At 45.3% G+C, this 12484-nt stretch carries 8 protein-coding genes; 5 read left to right on the top strand and 3 right to left on the bottom strand.

The features are described 5' to 3' along the window. Positions 1-64: 64 nt before the first annotated feature. Positions 65-1084, bottom strand: coding sequence for a hypothetical protein (locus KCTCHS21_RS21155; protein ID WP_130613017.1), 1020 nt, complete (start codon positions 1082-1084; stop codon positions 65-67). Positions 1085-1342: 258 nt separating this feature from the next. Here KCTCHS21_RS21155 and ilvD point away from each other — a divergent pair, with 258 nt between their 5' ends. Continuing rightward, positions 1343-3034 carry a dihydroxy-acid dehydratase gene (ilvD, locus tag KCTCHS21_RS21150; protein ID WP_130613013.1) on the top strand — a complete coding sequence of 564 codons (1692 nt, stop codon included), beginning with the start codon at positions 1343-1345 and terminating at the stop codon, positions 3032-3034. 1021 nt (positions 3035-4055) lie between these two features. Here ilvD and KCTCHS21_RS21145 read toward each other — a convergent pair. After that, the gene (locus tag KCTCHS21_RS21145) at positions 4056-4394 is read right to left on the bottom strand and encodes a L,D-transpeptidase (protein ID WP_130613010.1); all 339 of its coding nucleotides are present in this window, start codon (positions 4392-4394) and stop codon (positions 4056-4058) included. 132 nt (positions 4395-4526) lie between these two features. Here KCTCHS21_RS21145 and KCTCHS21_RS21140 point away from each other — a divergent pair, with 132 nt between their 5' ends. From KCTCHS21_RS21140 to pgmB, 4 genes are all read left to right on the top strand, one after another. Continuing rightward, positions 4527-5801 (top strand): M48 family metallopeptidase, encoded by a 1275-nt coding sequence (locus KCTCHS21_RS21140; RefSeq protein WP_130613007.1) that lies wholly within the window; start codon positions 4527-4529, stop codon positions 5799-5801. Then, entirely contained in the window at positions 5767-6495 is a 729-nt protein-coding gene (locus KCTCHS21_RS21135) for an alpha/beta hydrolase family protein (protein WP_130613003.1), read from the top strand. The genes KCTCHS21_RS21140 and KCTCHS21_RS21135 overlap by 35 nt, the downstream gene beginning before the upstream one ends. Positions 6496-6585: 90 nt before the next feature. Next, entirely contained in the window at positions 6586-8895 is a 2310-nt protein-coding gene (locus KCTCHS21_RS21130) for a glycosyl hydrolase family 65 domain-containing protein (protein ID WP_130613000.1), read from the top strand. Beyond that, positions 8885-9517: a beta-phosphoglucomutase gene (gene pgmB, locus KCTCHS21_RS21125; protein ID WP_232058261.1), complete on the top strand. Its 633-nt coding sequence runs from the start codon at positions 8885-8887 to the stop codon at positions 9515-9517. The genes KCTCHS21_RS21130 and pgmB overlap by 11 nt, the downstream gene beginning before the upstream one ends. A 1300-nt stretch (positions 9518-10817) precedes the next feature. Here the strand turns inward: pgmB and KCTCHS21_RS21120 are convergent. Next, complete coding sequence (locus KCTCHS21_RS21120) at positions 10818-12089, bottom strand: IS110 family RNA-guided transposase (RefSeq protein WP_130612994.1); 1272 nt, start codon at positions 12087-12089, stop codon at positions 10818-10820. Between the last annotated feature and the right edge of the window lie 395 nt (positions 12090-12484).

Here is a 12484-nt window from a genome sequence, read left to right as displayed (position 1 = left end):
GCTCTTTTTATTTTGTTTAATAAGAGCAGAAGTTTATTTAGTTCATGCTCTTCTAGTAATACTCTTATCGGATTACAACATAAAGCTCATCCGGGTCCATTGGGTTGTTTTCCTGGGCTACATTATACGTTTTAACTTCATGTTTCTGATCTATCGTATAAGTAGCGATAACAGATTTTAATGAGATTTTATAGATTCCTTTTTCAAGAGGATTATTTAACAGATCCCAGTAAAAATTTGCACGATAATAATCTTTACTTTTCCATTCTCCAATTAAGCTTACAAGAGGTTTTTGGAAAACAACACGAGCTTGCCCATTCTTGGTTATTTTACTAACAGTGAAAGTCACCTTGAAGGGTTTAATTAGTGTGAGGTCCGAGCCTGACGTATTAACAATTGAGATATCTAAAGGAATGATTTGACCTTGATCAAGATTACCAATTAAAGCATTGATGTTTTTGTTGTTTGTTTTGTATGTTTTAAGATTGTACATCTCTTTGAGCAAGTCAAAGTTTATCGAAGGAGTCCCAAACATATCAATAGCATCAGTATCGACATCTGAAAAATTCCCCTGTTCAATAAAATCAATCACGGTGACTTGAAACGATTCTATCTTCGCATCTGCAGTTATTTCCGTTCGGAAAGATCGAATATCTCCCGTCTCTGGCGGTTTTTCATACTGTTGGTTAATGGCAACATAGCCAAGGGTTGATATACTTTCCCCTTTATTATCTAAACCAACTATCCTGACCATCTTATTTGTTAAACTTTTATTGATTTTAATGATTCCTGTATAGATAATTCGATTTTTATTGTTAATCTTCTTTTTAGAAATTTCCTTAAGGTATCCAATCCGTACAAAATTATCTTTGTCCCTAAATATCAGTTTTTTCTCAGATATGGCGAAGCTTCCTCCGTCCAACCTGTTTTTCATATCAATGGTTAAAAGGTTGTTTACTACTGGTTTATCAATGTTAACAGAGGTTTCTACAGCCTGAATTTTAGATGATGAAGCTGCTACAGCTCCCGTTGTAATAGTCAATAAAATAGCCCACCATGCGAAGCCTATAATAAATTTTTTCATAAGAATCCCCTTCTTTAAGGATTAACTTGCTAAAGATTAGACGTAGGGTACTGTTCTAAGTTTCTGTAAAAATCAATGATATTTGGAATACTATGCTACAACTTAAAGGCAAAATTACAGGGCTGTTTGTTTTCAATTGTAATAACACTTGTATCTGATACATATATGCGATATATTGCATATAACAAGAATATGGGTAAGAGTTACGTTATGTGGATATCAATATTAAATATTAGTTTGGTGGGAGGAATGATTAGAATGTCGGACAATCAAGATTTGAGAATTAGGAGTAAAGTGATTAGTGAAGGAGTAAATCGTGTTCCTAATCGCGCTATGCTTAGAGCAGTCGGGTTCAAGGATGAGGATTTCAAGAAGCCAATGATTGGTGTAGCAAGTACTTGGAGTGAGGTCACACCGTGTAATATGCATATTGATAAATTAGCGGTACAAGCAAAAAAAGGCATTCAAGAGCATGGTGGAGCACCGTTGATTTTTAATACGATTACCGTTTCGGATGGGATCTCGATGGGGCACGAAGGAATGCTGTATTCGTTGCCAAGCAGAGAAGCCATTGCGGACTCGATTGAAATCGTTACAAATGCTGAGCGTTTTGATGGCTTGGTAGCTGTAGGCGGTTGTGATAAAAATACCCCGGCTTGTTTAATGGCTATTGGTCGTATGAACATACCTGCAGTATACGTATATGGCGGGACGATCCAGCCAGGGAAGCTCGACGGAAAAGACGTTGATATTGTTAGCGCCTTTGAGGCAGTCGGACAATATCATGATGGCAAAATTACAGACGAACAGCTTTATAAGGTAGAATGTAGCGCTTGCCCTGGACCGGGAGCCTGCGGTGGTATGTATACGGCTAACACGATGGCATCAGCAGCTGAGGCACTTGGAATGAGTCTTCCTGGCTCATCTTCAACGCCTGCTATTTCTCCCAATAAAGCAATTGAGTGCTCAGAGGCGGGAGAGAAGGTGCTAGGTCTTCTTCAGAAGGGGATATACCCGAAGGATATTATGACTAAGAAAGCATTCGAAAATGCGATTACAGTTGTAATGGCTCTAGGTGGCTCAACGAATGCATTTTTGCATCTTCTCGCTATCGCTCACTCGGTCCAAGTTGATTTAACATATGACGATTTTGAACGCATTCGTGCCAAAGTACCCCATATTGCAGATCTTAAGCCAAGTGGCAAGTTTGTTATGCAGGATCTCAATGATATTGGTGGTGTTCCGGGCGTGATGAAGCTCCTTCTGGAGCAGGGACTTCTCCATGGTGACTGTTTAACGGTTACAGGTAAGACTTTGGCGGAAAATTTGGCTAATGCTGCTCCCTTAGACGAGGATCAGAATATCATTCGTCCATTCGATAACCCGTTGAAGTCTAGTGGACCGTTAGTCGTGCTTAAAGGAAGTTTGGCTCCAGAAGGGGCTATTGCTAAAATGTCGGGGATGAAAAAGCTGCGTTTCGCTGGTCCAGCTCGAGTGTATGACAGTGAGGATGCAGCAACTGAAGCGATTATGAAGGATGAAATTGTTAAAGGAGATGTATTGGTCATTCGATACTGCGGCCCTAAAGGGGGTCCGGGTATGCCTGAGATGCTTTCCGTTACCGCATTGATTGTTGGAAAAGGATTAGGAGGCGAAGTGGCACTCATCACTGATGGGAGATTCTCGGGAGGATCTCATGGCTTCGTAGTCGGGCATGTTGCGCCAGAAGCACAAGTAGGAGGTCCTATTGCGCTTCTCCATGAAGGAGATATCGTAACTATCGATAGCGAAACCCAGGATATTTCATTCCAAGTTACGCAAGAGGAGCTAGAGAGACGTACGAAAAGCTGGGTTCAGCCACCACTTAAAGCATCTAGAGGGGCACTTGGTAAGTACGCGAGATTAGTTTCTTCTGCTTCTAAAGGTGCTGTAACAGATTTGTTCGAGTAACTGCCTACAATTTAGGGAAGAGCAACCCCCTCAGGTCTTTTGAGATCTGAGGGGGTTGTATGTTTAAAGCTTTAGAGTACCTTCGTGGTAGGAGCGCGTTCAAAAAGCGCTGTGCATGAGGCACGATTGGTGGGAGATGTACGAAATAATCGAACAACAGCACTCTGGGGGGCGCGGTTAGAGGGAGATGTACGAAATAATCGAACAACAGCACTCTGGGGGGCACGGTTAGAGGGAGGTGTACGAAATAATCGAACAACGGGCTCCGAGAGGCGGTGATTAGAGGGAGATGTACGAAATAATCGAACTACGGGCTCCCAGAGGCGGCGATTGGAGATAGATGTACGAAATAATCGAACAACGGGCTCCGAGAGACGGTGATTAGAGGGAGATGTACGAAATAATCGAGCAACAGTCCTCCGAGGGGCGGCGATTGGAGGTTCCGTTTAGTAGCCGTGAGTGCGTTATTTCGGGAAAAGTCCCAGAACCCGCGATCCTAAGTAGCCGTGAGTGCGTTATATTGGGAAAAGCCCCAGAACCCGCGATCCTAAGTAGCCGTGAGTGCGTTAATTCGGGAAAAGTCCCAAAACCCGCGATCCTTAGTAGCCGTGAGTGCGTTATTTCGAGAAAAGCTCCAGAGCCAGCGTTGCTTAGTAGCCGTGAGTGCGTTATTTCGAGAAAAGTCCCAGAAACCGAGGTCCTTAGTAGCCGTGAGTGCGTTAATTCGGGAAAAGTCCCAGAACCCACGTCGCTTAGTAGCCGTGAGTGCGTTATTTCGGGAAAAGCCCCAGAACCCGCGTCGCTTAGTAGCCGTGAGTGCGTTATTTCGAGAAAAGTCCCAGAAACCGAGGTCCTTAGTAGCCGTGAGTGCGTTATATCGGGAAAAGTCCCAGAACCCGCGATCCTTAGTAGCCGTGAGTGCGTTATTTCGAGAAAAGCTCCAGAGCCGGCGTCTCTTAGTAGCCGTGAGTGCGTTATATCGAAGTAGGCGCCAAGAATTCCATCCCACCTGAATGATTCGCTAAGCCCTAATCGTAACCCTAGTGCCAACATAAACCAATGCTGCAAGCTGCAGAACATCCTCATTGTACATCCGAATGCACCCGTGGCTGACCTGTTTGCCGATAGAGGAGGGATCGTTGGTTCCATGAATACCATAGTGAGGTCGAGACAAGCCCATCCAGAACACTCCGAAAGGTCCTCCGGGATTAGCTTGCTTGTTCACGATCCAGTATTCTCCTTCCGGGGTCTGTGTTAGTATTTTTCCGATTCCCACCGGGAAGGATCGTACGACAGTATTTCCGTCCAGCAAATACAGACTTCGATCGGATAGGTCGACGATGATTCTATATTGTGCCATAGTCACACCCCTTTTCATTAGGTTATGCGACTACTTGATGCTCTGCGTTGTTTTTTTGTTGGCAATGAAAATGTTATGATTATCTTAGTTACTGAGCTGTTTATGCTTATTAGAGGATAAGGGGACTGGGGCATGCGTTTAAGTAGAGGATCTGCTTTCATGCGATTGATGTTTATTTTCGTCTGTTACGCAATCGGAATTGCGATATATGTGTGGTATACGTCGCCTAATCAAGTGCCTGATGCCTATAAAGGATCAGCTGCTGATCCCACAACCTTCTTCACGATGAATCAGCTTCAAAATAGTGAAACATTGAACGCTGTGAGGAATTGGATCTTTTTTATGAGTGGGCCGTGGGAATGGCTTATCTACTTTATGTTACTTTCAAGTGGTCTTTCGAACAGATGGAGAGAGACATTAGAGAGAAAGAAGCTGCCAATTTACATACGTTTTCCGATTTATGTGTTGCTGGTTAATGCCGTCTCATTTCTGCTTTATTTTCCGCTTCGGGTACTAGGCTATAATCTGTCTAAAACTTACGGTATATCAACACAGCCCGTGCTTAGCTGGCTTAGGGATAAGATGGTTGGTTTTGGTATTAATTATTTAACAATACTTGCAGTATCCGCTGTAGCTTTCTGGATAATCTCAAAGGGTGGAAAATGGTGGCTAAAGCTGTGGTTGATCTCCATCCCATTTACCTTGTTCATGATGTACGTCCAGCCCGTTGTCATAGATCCTCTGTATAATAAATTTTCAACCTTATCTGATCCTGTGTTAGAGCAACAAATTCTAGAGCTGGCCGCCAAAGCAGACATTCCTGCTCACCGCGTCTATGAGGTTAATATGTCCGCCAAAACAAATGCAATGAACGCATACGTGAATGGCATTGGGTCATCTCTTAGAATCGTGCTATGGGATACGACGCTTCAGCAATTGAAAAGCGAAGAAATTCTGCTCATTATGGCTCACGAAATGGGCCATTATGTTAAGCATCATTTGGAGTGGAGTGCTGTTGGTGCTGTTGGCTCCTCGTTAGTATTAATTGTTATCGGCGGATGGCTGTTTAAGCTAATTGTCCGCAATCGAGGTGCACAATGGGGCATTCGTTCAGTGTCAGATATGACAGCTTTGCCGCTGGTGCTACTCATCCTCTCGATACTTTCCTTCGTGACCTTGCCAGTAACCAATTACGTATCACGACAAGCCGAAACCTCGGCAGATCGATATGCTATGGAGCTTATCGGAAGCGCGCAAGGCTCTGTCTCCATGAATCAGAAAATGTCCTTAGTCGTTCTAAGCGATGTAAATCCACCGCTGCTAGTTAGGTGGTTCCGGGACGACCATCCGTCCGACATGGAAAGGATTATTGATGCAGAACGATTTGACCGAGAAAGAGGAAAATGAGATTTGTTTATATTTGATGGCAGGGCTAGCGACCGCTCCCCATTTCATGGAGAAATTTAGAGCTGCTCTACATAGCTTTCTAGAGTCATGGGGGCAGCCCGTTCATTCGGAGCTGCTGTTTCCATATGGGGATTGGAGCAGAAGAGTGTTGCCGCAGCTATGGGAAATCAGGGCAGATATGCGACTGGGAACCGATCGGATATTCAAATCGATTGGAGGCAATCGGGTGCTTAAGGCTATTGCATCTAAACGGCCTTCCTCCAAAAAACAAACTCTCCTGTTTATTGGTCATAGCGGAGGAGGGATTGCAGGTCTACATGCTGCCCAGCTTCTACAAGATTCCGGTTCGGAACGCTACATTGTAATGATTGGATCACCAAAATGTCGAATACCCGTGCAGCTAGATACAAGTGTATTAACGATTAATGCAGCGGATATTCGGCGGGGAGGCAGGGGGAAATCTCCTGACCGGGTCTCCCGGTTAGGCACACATGGTGGCTGGAGAGCTGGAAAATTAGGATTACCGACATGGCATCGCCAAAAGTACGCACCAATTGACAATCGCAATGTGCCCATTATTGGGGGGCATGCGGACTATTTTCGCGATAGTGAGCCTTATGTGGATGTAACAGGTCGTTCAAATCTTGATCTTACGCTAGAAACGATACAAACTTGGCTAACACGGTTGAAATGATCATCATTTCGGTAATATTACTCCTGTAACAGCGGTGCAAATCCCTTCATAATTGGAGCATATTCGTATGTTGAAGGTGAGGGACACTGCATGAGTTGGATATTAGAGGAATCTGATTTCGATCCAAATCGGATAACGACAAACGGAAATAAGTTCATGATTGGCAATGGTGCCATGGGTTACCGGGGAACTCTTGAGGAGTTTACGAAGGAACAGCTAACCGCGTGTACGTTAGCCGGCTTATATGACAAAGTTGGCGATCAGTGGAGAGAACCCATTAATGCGCCTAATGGCTTGTCTACTATACTTATCTGCAATGGCGAGAAGCTAAGTCTTCTTACGACGCCATATGAATCTCATCGACAATCGTTGAATATTCGAAATGCTACCTTCCAACGGCAAACCGTATTTACAGCGCCAGGTGGCAACAAGATTGAAGTGAAATCACAGCGTTTTGTCAGTATGGAGCAGCTTAATCTTATTGTTATGAAGGTTGAAATTACCAGCTCTGAGGATTGCGAGTTAATCGTACAGACTGGAATCGATGGAGACGTATGGGACATTAATGGACCGCATCTCGAAAACTATGAAACGACGGAGAGAGACGGGATCATTGGCTTATCCACCGTTACGCATGAGCTTCGACAGCCGGTAACTATTGCAGAAGCTATTGCGTGGGATGGATATGTAGAACAAGGCTATATTGACAATTCAACCTCTATTTATAGAGGGATATCGATAGCTTGTGAGGCTGGCAAAACATATGGCTTCACGAAGTATGTTGCTATTTCCTTTGACTCGAGCAATGAACAGCAATCGTTAGATGATGTTTATTCCCTTGTCCATAAGGCTTCAAAGGAAAGCTACAGCATCCATCTTGGACGTCATGAGCAGCATTGGGAGCGCAAGTGGGAATTATCGGATGTTGTTATTGAAGGAGATGATGATGCCCAATTCGCTCTTCGATATAGCATGTATCAGCTGCATATCATTGCTCCGACCAAGTCTGAGAAAGTATCCATACCTGCTCGTGGCTTATCTGGTCAAGTATACAAAGGGGCGGTGTTCTGGGACACAGAAATGTTCATGCTGCCTTTCTTCCTATATAGTCAGCCTGATGTTGCTAGGAACCTAGTCATGTACCGGGTTCATACGTTGGATGGGGCTAGGAGAAAAGCAGCCGAGTATGGCTTCCGTGGAGCGTATTATGCCTGGGAGAGCCAAGATACCGGGGACGATGCTTGCACTCTCTTTAATATTACAGATGTATTTACTGATCGCCCTATGCGTACCTACTTCCGTGATAAACAAGTTCATATAAGCGCAGATGCCGCACATGGCATATGGCAATATTACGAGTTTACCGGAGACAAGAGTGTTCTGTTCGACGGTGGGGCCGAGGTTATTCTGGAATGTGCCCGGTTCTTCTATTCCTACGCTTATTACAAAGAGGACAAGCAAAGATACGAGGTTCTAGACGTAACGGGGCCAGACGAATATCACGAGCGAGTCAATAATAATGCGTTCACCAATGCTTTAGTTGGGCAGACGTTGGAAATCGCTCTGCAAACTTTAGAATTGTTAGAAACTGAGCACCCTGAAATCTATGAAGACTTAATAAGAAGGCTGGATTTTAAGCAAGACAAGGAAAACATGATTCGGATGTACGGTAAGCTCTATATGCCGCAGCCTGACCCGAATACGTTAGTTATTGAGCAATTCGATGGGTATTCCAAGCTTGAGGATATTGAGCTTAAGCAGCTTAAATCGAAGATTTTGAACAAAAATGAATACTTAGGTGGCGGCAACGGGCTAGCAACTACGACACAAATTCTGAAGCAAGCAGATGTCGTCCTCATGCTGCATCTGTTCAAAAGCCGTTATTCCCACGAAGTAAAGAAGGCAAACTGGGAATATTACGAGCCGAGAACGGAGCATGGCTCCAGCTTAAGCTCTTGTATTTATGCTTTGGTTGCATCAGATATCGGTTATGCCGACTGGGCTTACAATTATTTCTTGAGAACGGCAACAATCGATTTGACGGGTGAATCGAAGCAGTATGTCGGCACGCTATATATTGGAGGGACACATCCAGCGGCGAACGGTGGAGCTTGGATGGCTGCTATTCTTGGGTTCGCAGGAGTACATCTCAATAGAGGAGTCGTGATCCTAAATCCATCCCTGCCTGAACGCTGGCAGTCGATTGCTTTTTCCATTCACGTCAGTGGTCAGAAGTTTCAAATTACCGTGTCCGATACTGAAGCGCACATCAGATCGGATGAAGTAAACGCCTTGGAGCAAAGCTTCCGGCTTGGGTTACAGACGATTAAGCTAGAGCCCGGCAGCAGCCATACCTTTCAGTATGTTGGGAAAGGAAACGGTGACGAGCTTGCTGGATAAAGTCAAAGGAGCAATCTTCGATCTGGATGGTGTGATCGTGGATACGGCTAAGTATCATTTTCTGGCGTGGAAATGGCTGGCGGATCAATGGGGCTTTGAGTTTACGGAAACGGATAATGAGAGGCTGAAGGGCGTTAGCCGTATACGTTCTCTTGAAATCGTACTCGAAATCGGCGGGATAGACATATCTGAGGAAGAGAAGCTGCAGAAGGCTGAGCAGAAAAACGAAAAATATTTGCAGTATATTCACCAGATGGACCGATCTGAGGTGCTGCCGGGTGCTGAGGAGTATTTGCTTCAATTAAGACGCAGAGGGGTACGTATTGCTCTGGGGTCAGCTAGCAAGAATGCAGTGTTTATCTTGGAGAAGGTAGGGTTGGCCGAGCTATTCGATGCTGTTATAGATGGGACTAAGGTTTCTAAGGCCAAGCCAGATCCGGAGGTTTTTATTGCCGGGTGTGAGGCATTGGGACTTGAGCCGGGGGAATGCGTCGTATTTGAAGATGCTGAAGCAGGCGTTGAAGCGGCGATTGCCGCTGGGATATATGTTGTAGGGATCGGTAATCCGGATATTCTCGTAGCTGCAAATCGCGTAGTTAGCGGGCTCAATGAGCTGGTTTGATGTGATTAGAAAATCTAGTTGAAAATCAACATTAGATCGCTCGCTCGATACAAGGGGCTGTCCCATAAGATAACTTATAGGGCAGCCTCTCGTTATGTCTATCGATTATAGTTTTTGCGGGGAAGTATCTCCTTCCGGTTGTTGCTCCACCCCGTAAAGTGAGGATAAGCTTTGTAGTCATTTCCGAATACTTTACGGGGACCCCGGGTTGAGATCGTGAAATCTGAATGGGTAAATGATAACAAGGAGATTTCACGATCTCAAAGACAAACGCTTCGCTCCTACAGGAGAGACTTCCCTTCTTTTCTTATCGATTACTGAAAGTACTAATACAAAGAAACCTCTCTTTAGTCAAAATGGAAATGGCGAGCAACCATTTAAGAGATGAGGTTTCTTTTTACATTCAATAGACCTTGGACCAACTTTATCTGCCAATGGATCATGGTTGGCTTGCGCTTGAGCATAATCTGCTTAAGCAAGCAGCAGTTGATCAAAAACAAATATGTTGGCGCAGGAATAACCTCCTGAACCAACACATTTTAGTTTGAACGTCATTCTTGATCAAAGTGAACGATTCTTAAGTGAGCTTAAAATTCACTTATGGGTAGCCCCTTATTTGGTTGTTCAGCTAGATTGCATAAGTTTCACGCATATCCATTTCTGAAGTATAAATTTCAATGTCGTTATACTCACCTGATCGCTCGATACAAACGAGTACCGCGGACTTAGGACGGGCGAAGCTGTTTTCGTGAGCCTACAAAAGTTGTATTTGGCTAACGAACCGAATTGTTCTTATTACGGATAAAATGCCTCCTTATTTATTTTAACGAATTTCATTGGCTTTATTGAGTCATTTATTGGAGGAATGGAGCTACTTTACTGGGAATAGGATGTCTGGAGTTCGTCCCTCGTATTTAAGGGTTTTACTCACGAATGCTCACTCATTCGCAGAATTGCAACTCACAAGAACAGGTGGATGGAGCGGAAGTAGGGGAAACCCGTTGTCGATGGACACATTTGGCTATGCAGGAACAGAAGTCGCGCTCATACGCACTTCGCGACAGACTTCTGCTGCACACTCCACTTGTCCCTTGGAGGTTCACCCTCCCATGTCTCAACGGGTCTGCGCCCTTACATTCCTTCGTTCAACCTGACCAAGGCGTGGAGACCGATTGCGTTTAGATAACGGATCTATGTCCCTGACGAACTCCACATTCGGTTCTCTGTGCTTTCTTTGTGGTGGCATTCCGCGAACGAGTCAACATTCGTAAGCGTGTCGAATCGGTTTATGCGCTGTGACTCAGGCTGCCGTAACGTCAAGCTTGCTCTGGTACGTTTCTCCGCGTTGGACCATCCCGATGACCAGACGCGCCAACTTCCCGATAAGTTTAAATACAGACTTCAGCTTCGTCATGCCTTTTAGCTGGTTTTGCTTATGCCAGTATTTGAAATCCGGGTGATGCCGCACCAAATTCAATACAGCTAAAAACAAATACTTACGCAACGTACTGTCCCCTCGCTTCGAGAGCTTAATCTGCCCCTTGTGCTTCCCAGATGTTCGCTCCGTCAAATTGAGGCCCGCACGACGCAACAACTGTTTGCCATGGGCGTACTGGCTCAGATCTCCAGCGCATCCTAACAGGACGGCTATGGTGACCCTTCCCAAACCTGCGCTGCTGAGCTGCTTAGCCAGCGGAAGGCTGTTCAGCAGCATTTCCATCTCCTGCTCCATTTCCTGGAGTGCCGCTTGGGTTTGCTCGTAAGCCGCTAGCAAGCGAGCAAGATCCTGGCCTGCTGCCACGTCCATGCACGGTTTTCCAATGCTGCGATTCGCGGCGCTGAGAAGCTGAGTGGCCGTTGCCTTCCCGCTAGCACCACCTGCACGTCTCATTCCCTGCTCGCGCCAACCCTCCATGACCAACTCTGCATTCAACTGCTTGAGGTCCTCAGGCAGTGGAAAGGCTCGGAGCGTCGCCAGTGAACGGGCCGTGTCCCAGACGGGGAAGACACTTCTGAACTCGGGAAAGTACAGGTCGATCCAGCGGACAATGCGATTTCCTAAGCTCGTGGACATTTTTACCCAATACTCGCGATTGCTCGTAATGGTCTTGATTTGGTCAAATACGGGGGACTGCGGTGCATAGTTGGTGTAATAGCCGCGACTGACTACGTCTGCGATGACAAGCGCATCCTTGGGGTCGTTCTTGGAGGGGCTGTTGTCCCGATTTTCCTTGTTGCGATGCGTCGTAACCGGGTTTACCAGAACCACTTCAATGCCTTGCTCTAATAGCCAATTGGCGAGGTTATACCAGTAATGACCGGTCGGTTCCATACCGACAATAACATCCGATTTGCCGTATTTGCCACGTATATCCTGCAACCAAAGTCCGAGTTTCTCGAATCCTTCACGCGTATTGGTAAAGGACAGGTGACGGTTCGAGAGGACTCGTCCACGGTAATCCGTTACTTGCGCTGCATGAACATCTTTGGCAATGTCGATCCCCACTACGGCGTGTTGGCTGGTCATTCGTTCAATACGTTGATTTGTTTTCTCATTTTGGGTAAACTTCATAGTAAGCGCCTCCTGATGGGTTTTAGGGCATTGACCCGTGACACCCCCATCATAAGAGGTGCTCCTTTTTTTGTCCAAGACCAAAAATTAGTCTCTACAGGAATGTTTACAAAATAAAACCATTAGTTTTTAACCAAATAAGAATTACTCGATTCGTTAGCCGCAAGCTCCGTATTTAGAAAGGTAAGTTTAGGACTTCTAACTATCAGAAGCGATGAATAACATCGCTAACCTCATATCAAGCCCCCCACGAAGCACGAAGTACAATTAAAAACATCGTACTTTCGGGATATGCCAGCCATTTAACTAACCAAACTGGTCGAAAGCGATGAAAAACATCGCTAATCTCATATCAAGCCCCCCACGAAGCCCGAAGTACAATTAAAAACATCGTA

The sequence above is a fragment of the Cohnella abietis genome (genome assembly GCF_004295585.1).
In the GTDB taxonomy this organism is placed as follows: Bacteria; Bacillota; Bacilli; order Paenibacillales; family Paenibacillaceae; genus Cohnella; species Cohnella abietis.
Note: the sequence above shows the minus strand (reverse complement) of the source record. Positions and strands in the feature narration are given on the sequence as shown.